Origin of the sequence: Pseudomonas sp. P20 (genome assembly GCF_016463925.1) — a bacterium.
Lineage (GTDB): Bacteria > Pseudomonadota > Gammaproteobacteria > Pseudomonadales > Pseudomonadaceae > Pseudomonas > Pseudomonas aeruginosa.
Window position 1 is genome coordinate 570,971 of sequence record NZ_JAEMVM010000002.1, and the last position, 19,809, is coordinate 590,779.

20 protein-coding genes and 1 pseudogene are annotated in these 19,809 nt (G+C 66.6%); 10 read left to right on the plus strand and 11 right to left on the minus strand.

Features of this window, described 5'->3' with window-relative positions; genetic code table 11:
- Window positions 1-173 precede the first annotated feature (173 nt).
- Window positions 174-653 (plus strand): winged helix-turn-helix transcriptional regulator, encoded by a 480-nt coding sequence (locus JHD77_RS03610; protein ID WP_003090577.1) that lies wholly within the window; start codon window positions 174-176, stop codon window positions 651-653.
- 47 nt (window positions 654-700) lie between these two features.
- Here the strand turns inward: JHD77_RS03610 and JHD77_RS03615 are convergent, their stop codons facing one another.
- The 4 genes from JHD77_RS03615 to cysK form a co-directional block, all read right to left on the minus strand.
- A complete protein-coding gene (locus JHD77_RS03615; RefSeq protein WP_003101537.1) occupies window positions 701-1,564 on the minus strand; it encodes a DMT family transporter in 864 nt (287 codons plus the stop codon).
- Between the two features lie 419 nt (window positions 1,565-1,983).
- The gene (locus JHD77_RS03620) at window positions 1,984-3,075 is read right to left on the minus strand and encodes a polyamine ABC transporter substrate-binding protein (RefSeq protein ID WP_003090575.1); all 1,092 of its coding nucleotides are present in this window, start codon (window positions 3,073-3,075) and stop codon (window positions 1,984-1,986) included.
- 198 nt (window positions 3,076-3,273) lie between these two features.
- On the minus strand, window positions 3,274-3,888 hold the full coding sequence (locus tag JHD77_RS03625) for a LysE family translocator (protein ID WP_003090574.1): 615 nt from the start codon (window positions 3,886-3,888) through the stop codon (window positions 3,274-3,276).
- Between the two features lie 58 nt (window positions 3,889-3,946).
- Complete coding sequence (cysK, locus tag JHD77_RS03630) at window positions 3,947-4,921, minus strand: cysteine synthase A (RefSeq protein ID WP_003090573.1); 975 nt, start codon at window positions 4,919-4,921, stop codon at window positions 3,947-3,949.
- 120 nt (window positions 4,922-5,041) lie between these two features.
- Here cysK and JHD77_RS03635 point away from each other — a divergent pair, with 120 nt between their 5' ends.
- The 5 genes from JHD77_RS03635 (at window position 5,042) to JHD77_RS03655 (ending at window position 9,958) form a co-directional block, all read left to right on the plus strand.
- The gene (locus tag JHD77_RS03635; protein ID WP_003101533.1) at window positions 5,042-6,127 is read left to right on the plus strand and encodes a DUF748 domain-containing protein; all 1,086 of its coding nucleotides are present in this window, start codon (window positions 5,042-5,044) and stop codon (window positions 6,125-6,127) included.
- A gap of 162 nt (window positions 6,128-6,289) precedes the next feature.
- Window positions 6,290-7,135: an AAA family ATPase gene (locus JHD77_RS03640; protein WP_003101531.1), complete on the plus strand. Its 846-nt coding sequence runs from the start codon at window positions 6,290-6,292 to the stop codon at window positions 7,133-7,135.
- Between the two features lie 64 nt (window positions 7,136-7,199).
- Window positions 7,200-7,595 (plus strand): GFA family protein, encoded by a 396-nt coding sequence (locus JHD77_RS03645; protein WP_003101529.1) that lies wholly within the window; start codon window positions 7,200-7,202, stop codon window positions 7,593-7,595.
- Between the two features lie 48 nt (window positions 7,596-7,643).
- Window positions 7,644-8,825 carry a vWA domain-containing protein gene (locus tag JHD77_RS03650; protein ID WP_003101527.1) on the plus strand — a complete coding sequence of 394 codons (1,182 nt, stop codon included), beginning with the start codon at window positions 7,644-7,646 and terminating at the stop codon, window positions 8,823-8,825.
- 113 nt (window positions 8,826-8,938) lie between these two features.
- Window positions 8,939-9,958, plus strand: coding sequence for an AraC family transcriptional regulator (locus JHD77_RS03655; protein WP_003101519.1), 1,020 nt, complete (start codon window positions 8,939-8,941; stop codon window positions 9,956-9,958).
- 8 nt (window positions 9,959-9,966) lie between these two features.
- Here JHD77_RS03655 and JHD77_RS32290 read toward each other — a convergent pair.
- From JHD77_RS32290 to JHD77_RS03680, 6 genes and pseudogenes are all read right to left on the minus strand, one after another.
- Window positions 9,967-10,119, minus strand: a pseudogene (locus JHD77_RS32290) (DUF6434 domain-containing protein); the annotation flags it as partial.
- Between the two features lie 131 nt (window positions 10,120-10,250).
- On the minus strand, window positions 10,251-10,484 hold the full coding sequence (gene tsi2, locus JHD77_RS03660) for a type IV secretion system immunity protein Tsi2 (protein WP_003101517.1): 234 nt from the start codon (window positions 10,482-10,484) through the stop codon (window positions 10,251-10,253).
- Window positions 10,485-10,493: 9 nt separating this feature from the next.
- Window positions 10,494-10,970, minus strand: a complete 477-nt coding sequence (tse2, locus tag JHD77_RS03665; protein ID WP_031756346.1) for a type VI secretion system effector Tse2 — start codon at window positions 10,968-10,970, stop codon at window positions 10,494-10,496.
- A 146-nt stretch (window positions 10,971-11,116) separates the two neighbouring features.
- The gene (locus JHD77_RS03670; RefSeq protein ID WP_003101515.1) at window positions 11,117-12,706 is read right to left on the minus strand and encodes an MFS transporter; all 1,590 of its coding nucleotides are present in this window, start codon (window positions 12,704-12,706) and stop codon (window positions 11,117-11,119) included.
- Between the two features lie 2 nt (window positions 12,707-12,708).
- Entirely contained in the window at window positions 12,709-14,016 is a 1,308-nt protein-coding gene (locus JHD77_RS03675) for an OprD family porin (protein WP_003101514.1), read from the minus strand.
- A gap of 48 nt (window positions 14,017-14,064) precedes the next feature.
- Complete coding sequence (locus tag JHD77_RS03680) at window positions 14,065-15,903, minus strand: amidohydrolase (RefSeq protein WP_003101513.1); 1,839 nt, start codon at window positions 15,901-15,903, stop codon at window positions 14,065-14,067.
- A gap of 607 nt (window positions 15,904-16,510) precedes the next feature.
- Here JHD77_RS03680 and JHD77_RS03685 point away from each other — a divergent pair.
- Together JHD77_RS03685 and JHD77_RS03690 are read left to right on the plus strand one after the other, a co-directional pair.
- Window positions 16,511-17,191, plus strand: coding sequence for a hydrolase (locus tag JHD77_RS03685; protein WP_003090561.1), 681 nt, complete (start codon window positions 16,511-16,513; stop codon window positions 17,189-17,191).
- 56 nt (window positions 17,192-17,247) lie between these two features.
- The gene (locus JHD77_RS03690) at window positions 17,248-17,529 is read left to right on the plus strand and encodes a XapX domain-containing protein (protein ID WP_003101509.1); all 282 of its coding nucleotides are present in this window, start codon (window positions 17,248-17,250) and stop codon (window positions 17,527-17,529) included.
- A 157-nt stretch (window positions 17,530-17,686) separates the two neighbouring features.
- On the opposite strand, the gene JHD77_RS32830 is transcribed toward JHD77_RS03690, so the two are convergent.
- Window positions 17,687-17,920, minus strand: a complete 234-nt coding sequence (locus JHD77_RS32830; RefSeq protein ID WP_223723618.1) for a hypothetical protein — start codon at window positions 17,918-17,920, stop codon at window positions 17,687-17,689.
- Here JHD77_RS32830 and JHD77_RS03695 point away from each other — a divergent pair.
- Both JHD77_RS03695 and JHD77_RS03700 read left to right on the plus strand, forming a co-directional pair.
- Complete coding sequence (locus tag JHD77_RS03695; protein WP_223290709.1) at window positions 17,813-18,592, plus strand: AraC family transcriptional regulator; 780 nt, start codon at window positions 17,813-17,815, stop codon at window positions 18,590-18,592. The genes JHD77_RS32830 and JHD77_RS03695 overlap by 108 nt on opposite strands.
- 113 nt (window positions 18,593-18,705) lie before the next feature.
- Window positions 18,706-19,809 carry a DUF1615 domain-containing protein gene (locus JHD77_RS03700; RefSeq protein ID WP_003122578.1) on the plus strand — a complete coding sequence of 368 codons (1,104 nt, stop codon included), beginning with the start codon at window positions 18,706-18,708 and terminating at the stop codon, window positions 19,807-19,809.

Here is a 19,809-nt window from a genome sequence, read left to right on the forward strand (position 1 = left end):
ACTTACTACGCGGGCGCTGATATGGGACCCGTCCGTAGTGTTGGTTTGTCCGATCCTGGCAGGAGCGCGCCGGGTCCATGATCTTTTCGGCCGGATACTAAGTTCCAATTTGGAACTGGTCAAGCTCCGAAGCGGCCCCCTAGAATGGACGGAGGTTTTTCCGGGAGAACCCCATGAAATGGCAAGAAGTCGGCGAAACGCCCTGTTCGATGGCGCGCAGCCTGGCGATCCTCGGCGATCGCTGGACGCTGCTGATCCTGCGCAACTGCTTTCTCGGCATGCGCCGCTTCGATGAGTTCCAGGCCAGCCTCGGGGTCACCCGCCAGGTACTGGCCGACCGCCTGAGCCGGCTGGTGGAGGCGGGCGCGCTGAAGAAGGTGCCTTACCAGGAGCGACCGCCGCGCTACGAATACCGCCTCACCGAGATGGGCCACGACCTGCATCCGGTGCTGCTGGCCCTGGCCAATTGGGGCGACCGCTGGCTCGACGAGGGCCGCGGCGCTCCGGTGGAGTATGTGCACAAGGCCTGTGGCCACAAGTTCCGGCCGACCATGGTCTGCCCGGAGTGCGGCGAGCCGGTGGGGTCGCGCGATGTGACGGCGGTGCCGGGGCCGGGGTTCGCGGCGATGGCTGGCAAGCTCGCGCAGAACTGAATCCGCGCGCGCTCTGCCAAGGGCGGGCCGCGACCCGCTCGGTTCGCTCAGCCGGCCTTGCGGAAGACGAACATCAGCCCCACCACGATCAGCCCCATGCCCAGCAGGCTGAGCCAGCCGAGGCGGTTGCCGAAGACCATGAAGTCCATGATCGCGGTCACCGCCGGCACCAGGTAGAACAGGCTGGTGACGTTGACCAGGTTGCCCTGGGCGATCAGCCGGTAGAGCAGCAGGGTCGCGCCCACCGAGACCACGACGCCCATCCATAGCGCGGGGACCAGGAAGCCGGCGTTCCATTCGAACTCGAACGGCTGGAAGGGCACGAACGCCAGGCACAGGCCGAGGCCGGCGAGGTACTGCAGGGGCAGGGTGCCCAGCGGGTTCTCGCGGATGCCCTTCTGCATGATCGAGCCGCCGGTGACGCCGGCCAGCGCCAGCAGTGCGCAGAGGATGCCGGCCGTGGACATCCCGGCCAGGCCGATGCCCTGGTAGACCACCAGCACCAGGCCGCCCAGGCCCAGCAGCAGGCCGAACAGGCGCGCCGGCGACTGCCGGCGTTCGAGGATGACGGCGGTGAGGATCGGTTGCACGCCGAGGATGGTCGCCATCATGCCGGGAGTGACCTGCAGCTTCAGCGAGAAGATATAGAAGATCGGATAGATCCCCAGCATCACCAGGCCGGTGAGCAGGGCCTTGCCGCGCTCACGCGCGCTGCGCGGCGCGCGCAGCCTGAGCAGCGGGGCGAGCGGCAGCAGGCAGGCCAGGGCGATGCCGAAGCGGAACACCAGGAAGGCGAACGGCGAGGAGTGCGCCAGGCCCCATTTCGAGGCGATGGCCCCGCTGCTCCAGAGCAGGACGAAGAGGCTGGTGCTGGCCAGGCCGGCCAGCGCGGATTTGTTCAGTGCAAACATGGATCTGCCACCTTGTAGTCGGGCATGCCGCGGGCTCGGGCCGGCGGCGGACGGCACGCCTCGGCAGCGGATGGCGCTGCTTGCGGCGGGCTGTGGAAGAGAGTTGGGGCGCTACCGCGCTCGTCAGGGACTGACGCCCGGCGGCGGGCAGGCGGCCGAACCGGGAGGGGGAGGCGGAGGCGAGGCGACTACAGGAGGGGAAACGCAGCTCAGGCTGGCGCACGGCTGGAGCGCGCCGACCTCGCCGGTGGCTACCGGAAGGGCGGGGAGCGAGCTGTGCGAGCGCTGGTTCATGGAGGCTATCCGGTCGATGAAGACAACGAGAGGGACTATAGCGGGCCGTCCGGGATTTGACGAGCCTGTGGGCGAGCCTTGCGCTAAAACGCCAGCCCGGCGACAAACCGGGCCGGCGCCGGGCTTCACTTGCCGGTCTTCACCGTGTTCCAGGTGCGCGTGCGCACGCGGTCGATCTTCTGCGGCATGGACTCGAGGGCGAACAGCTTGGCCATCTTCTCCTGCGGCGGGTAGATCGCCGGGTCGGCCTTGATCTCGGCGTCCACCAGCGGGTCGGCGGCCAGGTTGCCGTTGGCGTAGTGCACATGGTTGCTGATCGCGGCCATCACCTCGGGACGCAGCAGGTAGTTCATGAAGGCGTAGCCGGCCTTCTCGTCGGGCGCGTCGACCGGCATCGAGACCATGTCGAACCACAGCGGCGAGCCTTCCTTCGGCGTCGAGTAGCGCACTTCCACGCCGTTGTTGGCCTCCTTGGCGCGGGTCGCGGCCTGCAGGATGTCGCCGGAGAAACCGACCACCATGCAGATCTCGCCGTTGGCCAGGTCGCTGACGTACTTCGAGGAGTGGAAGTAGCGGATGTACGGGCGCACCTTCAGCAGCGCCGCCTGGGCCTGCTTGTAGTCGTCGGCCTTCTGGCTGTGGTGTGGCAGGCCGAGGTAGTTGAGGGTGATGGGCAGCAGCTCGGGGCCGTTGTCCAGCACCGCCACCCCGCACTTGCTCAGTTTCTGCATGTATTCGGGCTTGAAGAATATATCCCAGGAGTCCAGCGGCGCGTCGTCGCCGAGCACCGCCTTGATCTTCGCCGGGTTGTAGCCGATGCCGGTGGTGCCCCAGAGGTAGGGGAAGCCGTACTGGTTGCCCGGATCGTTGACCTCCAGGGCCTTGAGCAGCACCGGGTTGAGGTTCTTCCAGTTGGGCAGCTGGGACTTGTCCAGCTTCTTCAGGGCGCCGGCCTGGATCTGCTTGGCCATGAAGTGGTTCGACGGGAATACCACGTCGTAGCCGGATTGGCCGGTCATCAGCTTGCCGTCGAGGGTCTCGTTGCTGTCGTAGACGTCGTAGGTGGCCTGGATGCCGGTTTCCTTGGCGAAGTTCGCCACGGTTTCGGGAGCGATGTATTCGGACCAGTTGTAGATCTTCAGGTTGTCCGCGGCGAGGGTTGCGCCGCTGCCGCAAGCGAGGGCGAGGAGGGTGAGGGAAGCGATGCGGGTCTTCATTGTTGTAGGTGTCCTGTCGGCTGACGACAGCGTCGGCGACGGACTGGTTCGCCGCCGGCGCTCAGGGGGCGCCGGCAACGCTGGCCGGCACCCGGGTTTTATCCCGCGTTGCCGGAAGCGAGGAAAGGGGCGGCTTTTACCTGCGGGCCCGCAGACAGGCGCCGGCACCGCAGCGGGGCGTCGCTCCGCCCGCCTGCCTCAACTCAGGGCGACCTTGACCCCGAGGGCGATCAGCAGGCCGCCGAGCAGCTTGTCCACCACCCCCTGGGCCCTGGCCAGGCCGCGGCGCACCACCGCGCTCTGGATCAGCACCACCAGCAGCGGCCACCAGAGTGCGGCGAGGCCGACGATGATGCCGGCGTACCAGAGCTTCTCGGCGAAGCTGGAGTCCAGGCTCAGCACCTGGGTGAACACGGCGAGGAAGAACAGCGTGGCCTTGGGGTTGAGCAGGTTGCACAGGTAGCCCTGGAGGAACGCGCTCCAGTGGCCGACGCGCTGCACGCCGCCGACCGCCAGGTCGAGCGTGCCGCCGCCGCGCGAGCGCAGGGCCTGGATGCCGATCCAGATCAGGTAGACCGCGCCGGTGTACTTCAGCGCGTTGAACAGCCACGGCGTGGTGGTGATCAGCACCGCCAGGCCGGCGACGCAGTAGGCCATGTGGGTGGCCACGCCGAGGATCACCCCCAGCGAGGTCATCATCGCCGCCGAGCGCTGGTAGCGCGCCGCGTTGCGGATGATCAGGAAGAAGTCCGGGCCGGGCGAGAGCATGCCCAGGGTGGCGAGGGTGGCTACGAAGAGCGAGGTTTCCAGCATGATTCGATACGCCTGGCGCAAGGCGGCGCCGGTTCGCTGCGGCGCCGCGGGTCGGTGGTTACTGGGTCAGTTCCTGTTCGCTGAATAGGCCGTCGAAGAGCATGCTCGAAAGATAGCGCTCGCCGGAATCGGGGAGGATCACCACGATGGTCTTGCCCTGCATGTTCGGCTCCTCGGCCAGGCGCACCGCGGCGGCCATCGCCGCGCCGGAGGAGATGCCGCAGAGGATGCCTTCTTCCTGCATCAGGCGCAGCGCCATGTTCTTCGCTTCGTCGTCGCCGATCTTCTCGACCCGGTCGACCAGCGACAGGTCGAGGTTCTTCGGCACGAAGCCGGCGCCGATGCCCTGGATCTTGTGCGGGGCGGGCTTGACCTCCTCGCCGGCGAGGGTCTGGCTGATCACCGGCGAGGTCACCGGCTCCACCGCCACGGCGAGGATCGGCTTGCCCCGGGTGTTCTTGATGTAGCGCGAGACGCCGGTGAGGGTGCCGCCGGTGCCGACCCCGGAGACCAGCACGTCCACCGCGCCCTCGGTATCGTTCCAGATCTCCGGGCCGGTGGTCTTCTCATGGATCGCCGGGTTGGCCGGGTTGTCGAACTGCTGCGGCATGAAGTACTTCCCGGGATCCCCCGCGACCAGTTCCTCGGCCTTCTGGATCGCACCCTTCATGCCCTTCGCCGGTTCGGTCAGGACCAGCTCCGCGCCCAGCGCCTTGAGCACCTTGCGTCGCTCCAGGCTCATCGACGCCGGCATGGTCAGGATCAGTTTGTAGCCGCGTGCGGCGGCGACGAAGGCGAGGCCGATGCCGGTGTTGCCGGAGGTCGGCTCGACCAGGGTCATGCCGGACTTCAGTCTGCCGCTGGCTTCGGCATCCCAGATCATGTTCGCGCCGATCCGGCACTTCACCGAATAGCCGGGGTTGCGCCCTTCGATCTTGGCCAGGATGGTGACGCCGCGCGGGGCGATGCGGTTGATCTGGACCAGCGGCGTGTTGCCGATGGACTGCGCGTTGTCTGCGAAGATGCGGCTCATGATGGTGTCCTTGTCGCATGGAGAAAGATCAATCAGCCTATTCCGCCCCCGCCCGCGCGTCCAGACGCGTTCGAACCAGCGGCGCGCCGCGCGTGTCCACTGTCCAGGAGGGCCGTACCGATGAAGAAACGCTATGCCATTCCCCTGGGCAGCCTGGCGGCGCTGCTTCTGTTGTTGCTGGCGCTGCACCTGGCGCTGCCGTACCTGGTGCGCGACTACCTGAACGGCAAGCTGGCCGACATGGGCGACTACCGTGGGCACATCGCCGACGTCGACCTGGCGCTCTGGCGCGGCGCGTATCGGATCGACGGGCTGAGCATCGTCAAGGACAACGGCAAGGTGCCGGTGCCGTTCCTCGACGCGCCGAGCATCGACCTGTCGGTGAGCTGGCAGGCGCTCTGGGATGATCACGCAGTAGTGGCGCGGGTGGTCTTCGAGCGTCCGCAGCTCAACTTCGTCGATGCTGGCGGCGACCGCGACGCCTCGCAGACCGGTGCCGGCACCGACTGGCGCGAGCAACTGGACAAGCTGCTGCCGATCACCCTCAACGAGGTGCGGGTGGTGGACGGCACCCTGCGTTTCCGCAACTTCACTTCGAAGCCGCCGGTGAACCTGCACGCCTCGGCGCTCAACGCCAGCATCTATAACCTGACCAACGTGGCCGACGCCCGGGGCGAGCGGCCGGCGCGTCTCGAGGGCACGGCGCGGATACTCGGCCAGGCGCCGCTGGAAGTGGCGGCGCATTTCGACCCGCTGAGCGACTTCGAGGACTTCGACCTGCGCCTGCGGGTCACCCGCGTCGAGCTGAAGCGGCTCAACGACTTCGCCAGCGCCTATGGCAAGTTCGACTTCAATGCCGGCACCGGCGACCTGGTGCTGGAGGCCCAGGCTAAGCGCGGCCAGTTGGATGGCTACATCAAGCCGCTGCTGCGCGACGTGGACGTGTTCAACTGGCGGCAGGACGTGGAGGATGGCGACAAGAACCTGTTCCGCTCGGTGTGGGAGGCGCTGGTCGGCGGTGGCGAGACGGTGCTGAAGAACCAGCGCAAAGACCAGTTCGCAACCCGTGTGAACCTGAGCGGTAATATCCACCAGCGGGACGTCAGCGCGTTCCAGGCGTTCCTCGGGATTCTCCGCAACGCGTTCGTCGAGGCGTTCAACGCTCGTTTCGAGCGTTCCCCGGCGACGCGCGACGACGACGGCTGAAGACGCGGGCGGAACGGCGGGTCGCGAGGTGGCCGGGCATTCAGTGACTGAATGACCCGTCTGCGTTCACAGTGCGCTTGTCCCCGCGTTATAGTCGGGTTTTCAAACAATACTGAACTGCCCGGTTTTCCAGCCAGGGCGTTACCGTTCGAGGATTTCCTGATGAAGTTCGAAGGCACCCAGTCCTACGTCGCCACCGACGACCTCAAGCTCGCGGTCAACGCCGCCATCACCCTGCAGCGGCCGCTGCTGGTGAAGGGCGAACCGGGCACCGGCAAGACCATGCTCGCCGAGCAGTTGGCCGAGTCCTTCGGCGCCAAGCTGATCACCTGGCACATCAAGTCCACCACCAAGGCCCACCAGGGCCTCTACGAGTACGATGCGGTAAGCCGCCTGCGCGATTCGCAGCTGGGCGTGGACAAGGTTCACGACGTGCGCAACTACATCAAGAAGGGCAAGCTCTGGGAGGCCTTCGAGGCCCAGGAGAGGGTGATCCTGCTGATCGACGAGATCGACAAGGCCGACATCGAGTTCCCCAACGACCTGCTGCAGGAACTCGACAAGATGGAGTTCTACGTCTACGAGACCAACGAAACCATCAAGGCGAAGCAGCGCCCGATCATCATCATCACCTCGAACAACGAGAAGGAACTGCCCGACGCCTTCCTGCGCCGCTGCTTCTTCCATTACATCGCCTTCCCCGACCGCGAGACGTTGCAGAAGATCGTCGACGTGCACTACCCGAACATCAAGCAGTCGCTGGTCAGCGAGGCGCTGGACATCTTCTTCGACGTGCGCAAGGTGCCCGGCCTGAAAAAGAAACCTTCGACTTCCGAGCTGGTCGACTGGCTGAAGCTGCTGATGGCCGACGAGATCGGCGAAGCGGTGCTGCGCGAACGCGACCCGACCAAGGCGATCCCGCCGCTGGCCGGCGCCCTGGTGAAGAACGAGCAGGACGTGCAGCTTCTCGAGCGCCTGGCGTTCATGAGCCGCCGCGCCAGCCGCTGAGTGCGTCGGCCCTTTCCGGGGAAAGGGCTGCGGGGCGGCACGCCAGACAGCGGAGGAACATCCCATGCTCAGCGGAAGTTGCCTGTGCGGCGCGGTAAGCTATGAAATCGACGCGCCCATCGAGTCGGCCAGTCATTGTCATTGCAGCCAGTGCCGCAAGGCCCACGGCGCGGCGTTCGCCACCTACGGCAAGGTGCGCCGCGAGGCGTTCCGCTATGTCGCCGGAGCGGACGCGGTGGCCGAATACCACTCGTCGCCAGGCGTCACCCGTACCTTCTGCCGCCACTGCGGATCGAACCTGCAGTGGCTTGGCGGCAACGAGGACCCGACGTACACCTCTATCGCCCTCGGCACCCTCGACTCGCCGCTGCCATCGGTAGCGCAGCGGCACATCTACGTGGGTTCGAAAGCCGACTGGTATGTCATCGCCGACGACCTGCCGCAGGAACACCAATACTGACCGGCGCTCGCGCGCCGGGATCAACGGACAACAGACGAGGTCGCAGCCATGCTGCTCAACCTGTTCAACGAAATGCGCGCAGCCAAGGTGCCGGTGTCGGTGCGCGAGCTGCTCGACCTGATCGATGCCCTGAAGCACCGCGTGGTGTTCGCCGACATGGACGAGTTCTACTACCTGGCGCGCACCATCATGGTCAAGGACGAGCGCCACTTCGACAAGTTCGACCGGGCCTTCGGCGCCTACTTCAAGGGCCTGGAGAAGCTCGACGACCACCTCAAGGCGCTGATCCCCGAGGAATGGCTGCGCAAGGAGTTCGAGCGCCTGCTGACCGACGAGGAAAAGGCGCAGATCCAGTCCCTCGGCGGCCTGGACAAGCTGATCGAGGAGTTCAAGAAACGCCTCGAGGAACAGAAGGAGCGCCATGCCGGCGGTAACAAGTGGATCGGTACCGGCGGTACCAGTCCGTTCGGCTCCGGCGGTTTCAACCCGGAGGGCATCCGCGTCGGCGACGCCGGCAAGCGCCAGGGCAAGGCGGCCAAGGTCTGGGACCAGCGCGAATACAAGAACCTCGACGACCAGGTCGAACTGGGTACGCGCAACATCAAGATCGCCCTGCGGCGCCTGCGCAAGTTCGCCCGCGAGGGCGCGGCGGAGGAGCTGGACATCGACGGCACCATCGACCACACCGCGAAGGACGCCGGGCTGCTCAACATCCAGATGCGCCCGGAGCGGCGCAACACGGTGAAGCTGTTGCTGCTGCTGGACATCGGCGGCTCGATGGACGCCCACGTCAAGGTCTGCGAGGAGCTGTTCTCGGCCTGCAAGACCGAGTTCAAGCACCTGGAGTATTTCTACTTCCACAACTTCATCTACGAGTCGGTGTGGAAGAACAACCTGCGCCGCAGCAGCGAACGCACCGCCACCTTCGACCTGCTGCACAAGTACGGTCCGGACTACAAGGTGGTGTTCGTCGGCGACGCGGCGATGGCGCCCTACGAAATCACCCAGGCCGGCGGCAGCGTCGAGCACTGGAACGAGGAAGCCGGTTACGTCTGGATGCAGCGCTTCATGGAGAAGTACAAGAAGCTCATCTGGATCAACCCCTATCCGAAGGACACCTGGAACTACACGGCGTCCACCGGCCTGGTCCGCGAACTGGTCAAGGAACAGATGTATCCGTTGACCCTGAGCGGCCTGGAGGAGGGCATGCGCTTCCTCTCGCGCGGTTGAGCCAACTGCCTGCGGGACCGGCGACAGGCGCGGCGGCACGCAACTTGCCTACCCTGTGTATCCCGTCCGCGCGGTAACAGCGCGGCGCGGCCACCGGTAACGATGGGCACGCCATGATCGACTCGACCTTCTCCCGCGCCACCTGGCTCAACTCGCTGCACATGTCGACCCTCACTCTCTCGCTGCTGGAGAAGGAAGGGTTCGCCCGCGAGCAACTGCTCGAAGGCAGTGGCATCACCCCCGCCGACCTGCTCGACCTGCGGCGCCTGATCAGCCCCTGGCAGGAGCAGCAGGTGTTCGCCAACGCCTGCCGGCTCAGCGACGAGCCTGCCCTCGGCCTGCGCCTGGGGCTGCGCACGCGGATTTCCGCCTACGGCCTGCTCGGCTACGCGCTGCTCTCCGCGCCGACCCTCGGCGAGGCGCTGCGCATCGGCCTCAGCTATCCGGTCTTGCTCGGCACTTACTTCCACCTGTCGCTGGAAGTCGCCGACGGCCGCGCCTGGCTGGTGGCCACCGGCTACGGCGAGGACGAGGCGCTGCGGCCATTCAACACCGAGCTTTGCCTGGGCTCGCTGAAGGTCACCTGCGCCGACCTGCTCGGCCAGCCGCTGCCCTTGCTGGAAGCGGCCTTCGACTATGCCGGCGACGAGGCGATGGCGCGGGCCTACGCCGAGGGTTTCGCCTGCGAGTTGCACTTCGAACGCGAGCGCAGCGCCATCGGCTTCGCCGCCGAATGGCTGGAGCGCCCGTTGCCGCTGGCCGACCCGGTGACCCACCGGGAGATGCTGGAACAGTGCCGGCGGCAGAACATCGACCTGGCCGCGCGTCGTGCCTGGCTGGACAAGGTCCGGGCGATCCTCGCCGAGCGCTTGCAGGACCCGCCCGGCCTGGAGGAACTGGCCAGGCGCCTGAACTGTTCGTCGCGCAGCCTGCGCCGGCACCTTCAGCAGCAGCGCACCAGCTACCAGCAATTGCTCGACGAGTTGCGCTTCGCCCGCGCCAAGGAGTTGTTGCAGAGCGGCGACATGCCGATCTACCGGATCGCCGAGGAACTCGGCTTCAGCGAGACCGCCAGCCTGCGCCATGCCTTCCAGCGCTGGAGCGGCCAGCCGCCGAGCCATTTCCGCGCCTGAGCGCTCGCTCAGGCGGAGGGGCTGGTGTCGGCGTGGCGCCGTCGCCGTTCGTCCGCCACCTCACTCAGGGATTTTGCCGCGCCGTCGCCAATCCAGGCCATGAAGGCACGATCGAAGCGGAAGTCGGCGCCGCACAGCCCGACGAGGAAGCGCCATACGTCCTGGGCGTTGCGCTAGTCGCGGCACACTGCGGTGTCGCGGGTGATGGTGTCGCCGTGCCAGCCGAAGACCATCTGTCGTTTCTCTGCGCGCGCTGGAGCGGGCAGGCCAACGATGGCCTGCCCACGGGCCGTCAGGATGCCGGCTCTTCGATCAGCCGGTCATAGGGCGGCAGGCCGCTGTATTGGTCCAGGGCTTGCTCGTAGGCGTTCTTCAGGTCGTCGGCGGCGAGGTCGTAGCCGACCAGCAACTGTTCGAGTTCAGCGGCGTTCTGCGGGTCGTCGTTCTGCAACTGCGCGTCGAGTTCGCGGGTGCGCGCGGCGACGCACTGGATCGCCACCATCAGGGTCTGGGGTTTCAGGTTCATGGTTCACTCCTAGAGCCCGCGGGCTTTTTCCCATTGGCGGCGGATGGCGTTGCGCACGAAGTTGTCCAGTTGGCCCATGAGGACCTCCCGGTACATCGGCTTGGCCGGCATGATGGTGTAGTGGGTGGCTTGCAGGCGCTTGTTGTAGCTGTCCTGCTTCACCTTAAGGTCCGGCGGGATGTCGGTGCCGTCGGGTATCACGAAGTCGCCGTCGGCGCGGCGCAGCACGCCGGCGCGGTCGAACACCGAGGTGCCGCCGGTGTCCGGGGCGTAGAGGCCGTCGCGGCCGGCGACGATGTCCGACGCGCGGGCGGGGACGCCAGGGGTGTTGGGGCTGTCGAAGGTCGGATGCAGCAGCGGGGCGACTTCCGCAGCCTCGGCGAGTTCCTTGTCGGGATGCAGGTAGCGACCGACGTCGCCGTCGTAGTTGGCCTTGAATACCGCCCGGTAGAGGGTGAGGCTGGTTTTCTCGTAGTCGTAGGACATGGGTGGACTTCCCTGTGGGTTGCGTTCGCGGCGCCGCGGGTGCGCGGCATCGCTACCGGCCACCGTCCTTGTGGCGCCATCGGCGAGCAGGATAACAGCCGTGGGCGGATCCGCCAGGGGCAGGCGACGACCGTCGCCCGGGAGGCTCAAGGCCTGGCCGCGCCGTGCAGGTAATGGCGGATGCGCACCTCCACGCCGGCGCTCTGGAAGCGCCGGGCGGCGGCCTCGACCCGCAACTCGCCGCGGGTCACCCGCTGGTGGTGGCGCAGGTGTTCCAGCCAGGATTCGTCGATGAAGAACTCCAGCCACAGGCGACGGTTGCCGCTGTCCTGGACCAGCCCCCAGGACACCGCGCCGTTGCGCCGACGCATGGCGCGCACCTCGACCATCGCCGCCTGGAATGCCGCGGCGTCCTGCGGGTCGATGTCGTACTCGAGGGTGACCATCACCGGGCCGCGTTCCTGGTCCACCTCTTCGTCGACCAGTGGTGCCGGCCAGTGCAGCGACGGCGCGAGGTCCTCGGCCTCGGTGACCGGCAGCCGGCAGCGCAGCGACGCGAACAGGCCGAGCAGCAGCGCGGCGCTGGCGCAGAGCAGGGCGAAGGTGATCGACAGGTGGCTGGCGACCAGACCCCACAGGGCGCCGCCGGCGGCCATGCTGCCGAAGAACACCAGGATGTAGACCGCCAGCGCGCGGGCGCGGACCCAGGCCGGCACGGAGGTCTGCGCGGCGACCTGCAGGCTGGAGAGCACGGCGATCCATGCCGCGCCGCTGAGCAGCATCACCGGCACCAGCAAATAGAGGTTGCGCAGCAGCGCCAGGGCCACCAGCACCAGTGCGTAGAGCACGCTGGAGAGCAGCACCAGGCGGTCGCTGCCGAGGCGTTCGCGCAGGCGCGGCAGGAACGCGGCGCCGAGCACCGCGCCGACGCCGACGCTGCCCAGCAGCAGGCCGAAGTCCATGGCGTTGCCATGCAGTTCGCCGCGCACGATCAGCGGCAGCAGCGACATGCCGGCGCTGGCGCCGAGGAAGAACGCCACCGCGCGCACCAGCACCGATTGCAGTGGCCTCGAGCTGCGGCTGTAGCGCCAGCCGGCGCGCAGGGCGCCGAACAGGCGTTCCGCCGGCAGCACCGAGGGCACGGCCTCGCGTTTCCAGGCCAGCAGCACGGCGATCACCGCGAAGAAGGAGAGGGCGTTGAGGGCGAAGGTCAGCCAGGGGCCGACCAGGCTCACCAGCACCCCGGCGATGGCCGGTCCGACCGCCCGCGCCAGGTTGACCCCGACACTGGACAGCGCCACCGCCGCCGGCAGTTCGTCCTTGCCCACCAGTTCCGGAGTGGTGGCGCTCCAGGCCGGCATCATCAGCGCGGTGCCGATGCCCATGCACAGGGTCAGGCCGAGCAGCAGCCAGACGCTGGTCAACTGGAGCAGGGTGAGGCTGGCCAGCAGGGTGGCCACCAAGGCCATCCACAATTGCACGCCGAGCAGGTAGCGGCGCTTGTCGACGATATCGGCGAGGGCGCCGGCCGGCAGGGCCAGGAAGAACATCGGCAGCGATCCGGCGACCTGCACCAGGGCCACGTTCAGCGGGCTGGCGGAGAGCGAGGTCATCAGCCAGCCGGCGCCCACCTCGTGCATCCAGGTGCCGATGTTCGAGGCGATGCTGGCCAGCCATAGCCAGCGGAAGGTGGCTTGGCGCAGGGGACTCCAGGGTGAGGCGGCGGGTGCGGTCATGGTCAGAGCGAGCCTTTGAGTGGGTATTCGACGATCAGGTAGAGGCGGTCGATGTCGTCGCCGGCCTGGGCCGCGTTGGCCCGGTGGCTGAGGTGCGAGACGTTCAGCGAGAGATCCTTGAGCGGGCCCGAGGCGAACACGTAGCGCAGGTCGAGGTCGCGCTCCCAGTGCTTGCCGCCGCTGCCCTGCAAGGGCCGGTAGCGGCCATCGGCGCCCAGCGGGTTGTAGGCGCCGCCGGCCGGCGCATGGCTGCCGTCGATGGCGCGGCCGCTGACGTAACGCGCCATGAAGCTCAGCCCCGGCAGGCCGAACGGGGCCAGGTCGAGGTCGTAGCGGGCCTGCCAGGAGCGTTCGCCGGGACCGTTGAAATCGGCGTACTTGATCGAGTTGGCGAGGTAGATGGAGTCACCTCCGACGAAGTCGAACGGCGTATCCCCATGGACACGCTGGTAGGCCAGGGAGAAACCCTGCGCGCCGACGCGGTACTTCAGTTGCAGGCTGTAGGCCAGGGTGTCGATCGCGCCGGCCCGGCTGCGGCCCTGGTCGCGCGTGCGATAGAGGTTGCCATCCAGGCTGAACGCGGCACGTTGCAGGTTCATGTTGAGATAGACCTGGCGCCAGACGTTGTCCAGTTGCGCCGCGAACAGCGAGCCGCTCAGGTTGTCGCTGGCCGCTAGGCTGGCGCCGGCGAAGCCGATGGCGCTGCCGGCGGTGCTCGCGCCGTAGCCGTCGAAGTCGCCATGGCCGGAGCTGGAGGCCTGTTCCTTGAAGGCGGTGAAGCGCCCGGCCTGGATCCGCACGCGGTCGAGGTCGTCGCTCTGCAGGAAGAAGCCCCTGGCGTACTGGGGTTGCAGGCGCTTGTCGCTGGTATCGAAGACCGGGGTCTCGACGGTCATCTCGCCGACCTTGAGCAGGCTCTCGCCGAGCCGCAGCTTGAGTGCGGCGCCGGCGTCGGAATACTCGCTGGCGTTATCGCCGGATGAGTCCAGCGGCAACAGGCCGGTGCCGGCATGGTCACGTCCGCCGTCGAGCTTGAAGCCGGCGAAGCCGTGGAGATCGAGGCCGAAACCGACGCGGCCGGGAGTATAGGCCGACTCCAGGTCGGCGATCAGGCCGTGTGCCCATTCCTTGCGGTAGCCGCGCCCGGCGTCCGCGCGGCGATAGTCGTTGTAGAGGAAGTAGTTGCGGTTGAGCAGGCGCCACTCCAGGTAGTCGGGTGCCTTGGCTTCCTCTGTCGCGGCGTGGCACGGCGAGGTGCCGCCCAGCGCCAGGAAAAGGGCCAGGCGGCCGACCGGTCGAACGCGGATCATCGGGAAAACTCCGGGCGAGGCGGGCCGCGAAGGGCCCGCCCGGGTACGTCAGAAAGCGAAGCAGGAACAGCCGAATGCGCCCCAGAAACCCTGGAAGTCGCTCACCGGTACGTTGGAGTGGCGCGCGCGGTTGTGCTCGTGGGCGTGTACCGCGCAGGCACCGACGCACTGGTGGACCTGGGCGGTCAGCGGCGCGCCTTGCCGCCAGTGGCCGGGTACCTTGGCCACCGGCGACCAGTCCGGCAGCACCGGCGGCGCCGGCGGACCGAGCTTGTCGAACTCGGCGGCGGCATAGACGACCTTGCCGTCGACCACCGTGAGCACCGACTCGATCCACTTGATGGCCTCTTCCTCGACGCCGAAGAAGTCCGCCGACAGCGCCGCCAGGTCGGCGAGCTGGCCAACCTTGATCTGTCCTTTCTTGCCCTGCTCGCTGGAGAACCAGGCGCTGCCGTGGGTGAACAGCTGCAATGCGGTTTCCCGCGGCAGGCCCTGCGGATACAGGGCCATGCCGCCGACGGTGCGGCCGCTGACCAGCCAGTACAGCGAGGTCCAGGGGTTGTAGCTGGAGACCCGGGTGGCGTCGGTGCCGGCACCCACCGGCACGCCCTCGGCGAGCATGCGCTGGATCGGCGGCGTGGCCTCGGCGGCCTTGGCACCGTAGCGGTCGACGAAGTACTCGCCCTGGAAGGCCATGCGGTCCTGGATCGCGATGCCGCCGCCGAGTGCCCGCACCCGCTCGATGTTGCGCGGGGTGATGGTCTCGGCGTGGTCGAAGAACCAGGGCAGGCCGTTGAACGGAATGTCGCGGTCGACCTTCTCGAACACGTCGAGCATCCGCGAGATCGATTCGTCGTAGGTGGCGTGCAGGCGGAACGGCCAGCGCTGCTCCACCAGGTGGCGGACCACAGGCTCCAGCTCCTGCTCCATGGTCTGCGGCAGGTCCGGGCGCGGTTCGAGGAAGTCCTCGAAGTCGGCGGCGGAGAACACCAGCATCTCGCCGGCGCCGTTATGGCGGAAGAAATCGCTGCCCTGGCCGTACTTGACGCTGCCGGTCCAGTTCTTGAAGTCGGCGAGTTCTTCCTTCGGTTTCTGGGTGAACAGGTTGTAGGCGATGCGTACGGTGAGCTGGCCCTGGTCGGCCAGTTCGCGAATCACCTGGTAGTCGTCCGGGTAGTTCTGGAAGCCGCCGCCGGCGTCGATCGCGCTGGTCAGGCCGAGGCGGTTGAGTTCGCGCATGAACTGGCGGGTGGAGTTGACCTGGTATTCCAGCGGCAGCTTCGGTCCCTTGGCCAGGGTGGCGTAGAGAATCATCGCGTTGGGCCGGGCGATCAGCATGCCGGTGGGTTCGCCGCTGCTGTCGCGGACGATCTCGCCGCCGGGCGGGTTGGGCGTGTCCTTGGTGTAGCCGACCACGCGCAGGGCGGCGCGGTTGAGCAGGGCGCGATCGTACAGGTGGAGGACGAACACCGGGGTGTCCGGCGCGGCCTTGTTCAATTCCTCCAGGGTCGGCATGCGCTTCTCGGCGAACTGGAACTCGTTCCAGCCGCCGACCACCCGCACCCACTGGGGGCTGGGCGTGCGTTCGGCCTGGTTCTTGAGCATGCGCAAGGCGTCGGCCAGGGAGGGCACGCCTTCCCAGCGCAGCTCCAGGTTGTAGTTGAGGCCACCGCGGATCAGGTGCAGGTGCGAGTCGTTGAGACCGGGGATCACGGTGCGCTTCTGCAGGTCGATCACCTGGGTGGCGCTGCCGCGATGGAGCATCGCCTCGGCGTCGTTGCCGACGGCAAGGAACTTGCCGTCCTTGATCGCCACGGCGGTGGCGGTGGGGTTGTCGCGGTCCACGGTGTGGAAACGGCCGTTGTGCAGGATCAGGTCGGCGGTCATGGAACCTCCTGGGTTGCTTGCGGGAGAAAGGCTGGCGGCGTTGGCGAAGGGCAGGGCGGACCACAGGACTCCGGCGGCGCCCAGCACCGAACTGGTAGTGAGGAAATGGCGGCGGTCCTTGCTCGGCGGATCGTGGCTCATGGCGTGCTCCTGGCAGCGGGGCGGAATCGGTCAGCGAGGGCGGCGGCGAGAGAGGCCACCGGACAGGATAGGTGCGGCGGGAAACGTACGGGACGAAAGAGCGGTTTTCCCGAATGACGCATCCTCCTGCAAGCGCAACTTGCTGGTGGTCGATAGCAAGTAAGGCGCGAGACATGTCCTGAACTTCATGGGGGCTTTTTCTTATAGGGCGGACTGTCGATTCTGCTAGCTGGTAATCCTTCTTTTATTGTCTCTGTGTGCGCTTTTTGTATGGATGTGTCGAATATTTTGAATATCGCCGTTCAACTTTATCCAGGGCCGCAGTTCAGTGATTTATTTTCTCGAAAAGTTTGTTTTTTCCAATATTCATGCTTCATAGTCTGGCCGGCCACGGGAAATTATCTGTTGGCCTGCGTGCTGTTGTGCGCAACAGCTGGAATTCATCGTTCGTTGTCAGGAAACAATCATGAGCCACTATCTCGAAGTTCTAACTCCGCAGAACAGCCAGATCATCTTCATCGACCAGCAGCCACAGATGGCATTCGGCGTACAGTCCATCGATCGCCAGACGCTGAAGAACAACGTAGTGGGCCTGGCCAAGGCGGCGAAGGTATTCGACATCCCGGTCACCATCACCACGGTGGAAACCGACAGCTTCTCCGGCCCGACCTATCCGGAGCTGCTGGCGGTGTTCCCCGAACAGAAGATCCTCGAACGCACCTCGATGAACTCCTGGGACGACCAGAACGTGCGCGACTCGCTGGCCGCCGCGGGCCGCAAGAAGGTCGTGGTCGCCGGGCTGTGGACCGAGGTCTGCAACACCACCTTCGCCCTCTGCGCCATGCTCGAGGGCGGCTACGAGATCTACATGGTGGCCGATGCCTCGGGCGGCACCTCCAGCGACGCCCACAAGTACGCCATGGACCGCATGGTCCAGGCCGGCGTGGTACCGGTGACCTGGCAGCAGGTCCTGCTGGAGTGGCAGCGCGACTGGGCCCGCCGGGATACCTACGACGCCGTGATGGCCATCGCCAAGGAGCATTCCGGGGCCTACGGCATGGGCGTGGACTACGCCTACACCATGGTGCACAAGGCGCCCGAGCGGGTGACCCACGGCGAACGCATCGGCCCGAATCCGGCCAAGTGAATGCCGGCCGTGCCGCTCCGGTCCGCCGGGCGGCACGGCCGCGAAGGAGAACGAAGATGAAGCTCTACGTATTGTCGCTGGGCGCCGGACTGTTGGTGGGGATCGTCTACAGCCTGCTGCAGGTGCGTTCGCCGGCTCCGCCGCTGGTGGCGCTGGTGGGGTTGCTCGGCATCCTGCTCGGCGAGCAGGTCATCCCGGTCGGCAAGCAATTGCTCGGCGGTTGCGCGTTCGCCTCGGCCTGCGACAAGGCGGGTTCGGTCGGCCATGTGCTGGGGCAACTACCGGGTCGGCATCGCCTCGACCAGGCCGCTGGCCCGTCGGAAAAGGAAAAGGGTTGAGCGTTATATCATCGAGTAACAGCGCAGTAATCTGGTAGTTATCTTCGTCGGTTAGATTTCCCCGGAACGGCTCCCTCGGATTAATCTCTGGGGGAGCTTTCGTGCGTCGTTTTTCGCGTCGAGAGAAAAGTGTCACGAGATCATCAGGCGCATGGAATCAGGGGGAGTCATGACTGTTGCCATAGACAGAACAAAGGGCGACCAATCCACGCCAGGGAACATCATAAGGGGAGAGGGGTACGCCTTGATTCGCAATAGTGAGGCGACTCCCGATCCGGACAAGGTGATCCATATTCCTTGTGCCGATTCGTTTTCCGTCATCGTGCAGTTGCGCGATTTCAATTCCCATCGTCTCTGGAATGGAAACAAACTGGTTTTCGATGGCGGACATCCACGGAAAAGTATCTCCATCGCCTATCTTGGCGATGAAATAAAGTGCCAGCACCGGACAACTTACGACAATGTCCGCTTCATGTTGCCGCGCGCTTCGATAAAGGAGTTTCTCTACGAAGAAGGGCAACGCGCGTCCGCCGAGCCGGAGCGGATCATCGGTGTCGACGATCCGGTGGTCTATCACCTGGCGCTGGCGCTGCTGCCCAGCTTCGCCAGGGCGGGCGAGCGCAACGAACTGTTCATCGAGCAGGTCATGCTGGCGCTGTTGACCCACGTTCAGGATCGCTTCGCTTCGACCCAGGTCCCGGTCTGCACCGGCAAGGGCCTGGCGCCCTGGCAATTGCGCAGGGCCAAGGAGCTGATCGCCGGGCATCTGGCCGAGGGCGTGTCGGTGGCGCGCCTGGCCGAGGAGTGCGGGCTCTCGCGCAGCTATTTCACCAAGGCCTTCAAGTGCAGCACCGGTGTTTCGCCCCACGAATGGCTGATGCGCATGCGCGTCGACCGGGCCAAGGAGCTGATGCTGGGCAGCGACGAACCGCTTTCGCAGATCGGCGTCGCCTGCGGCTTTTCCGACCAGCCGCATTTCTCGCGGATCTTTCTCCGGCTGGCCGGCGCCTCGCCCTCGACCTGGCGTCGGGTCAAGCGGCAGCGCACCGACGCAGCGCTGTGAACCGCGACCGTGCGTGACGGACGGTACGGAAGCCGCCGGATGCTCGGCTAGAATGCCCTGGCTTCGGCGGTCGCCATCGGCCGCCCACTTCGCAACGGAACAGGGAATCGCAGATGAAAGCAGTACGCCAGGGTCGCGGCGTAACGGGGTTGCTCATGCTCCTGGCGCTGGCCGGGTGCAGTTCGCGGTCGGCGGAGCCGCCGCCGCCCAACCCCGACGAAGTACGGGCGAAGATCGTCCGCCTGATGCCGGCCACGGTGCGCGATCGCCAAGGGTGGGCCAGCGATATCTACGCGGCCTTTTCCGCCCAGCAGATCTACCCCAGCGACGAGAATCTCTGTGCGGTGCTGGCGGTGACCGAGCAGGAGTCCACCTACCAGGTCGACCCGCCGGTGGCCGGCCTGGGCAGGATCGCCACCCGCGAGGTCGAGCGTCGTGCCGGCAAGCTGCACGTGCCGGCGTTCCTGGTCAGCTCGGCGCTGAATATCAAGTCGCCCGATGGCCGCACCTACAGCCAGCGCCTGGCCGCGGCGCGCACGGAGAAGGAACTGAGCGAGACATTCGACGATTTCATCGCCATCGTGCCCATGGGCGGCAAGCTGTTCGGCGGCTTCAACCCGGTACACACCGGCGGGCCGATGCAGGTCAGCATCGCTTTCGCCGAGCAGCACGCGGACGGCTATCCCTATCCGCTGGACGGCAGCATCCGCCGCGAGGTGTTCAGCCGGCGCGGCGGCATGTATTTCGGCATCGCCCACCTGCTTGGCTATCCGGCGGACTACCCGGCGCCGCTGTACCGCTTCGCCGACTTCAACGCCGGCTGGTATGCCAGTCGCAACGCCGCGTTCCAGAGCGCGGTGAGTCGCGTCTCGGGGATTCCGCTGGCGCTGGATGGCGATCTGATCCGCTACGGCACGCGCACGCCGGGCTCCACCGAACTGGCCGTGCGCAGCCTCGGCAAGCGCCTGGACATGAGCGACGCGGCGATCCGCCGGGCGCTGGAGCAGGGCGACAGCCCGGAGTTCGCCGACAGCGCGCTGTACCGCAAGGTCTTCGCCCTGGCCGAAAGCGCCACCGGCAAGACATTGCCCCGCGCCGTGCTGCCGGGGATCACCCTGGAGAGCCCGAAGATCACCCGCAAGCTGACCACCGCCTGGTTCGCCAAGCGCGTCGACGAACGCTACCAGCGCTGCATGGCGCGCGTGCGGAAACGCTGA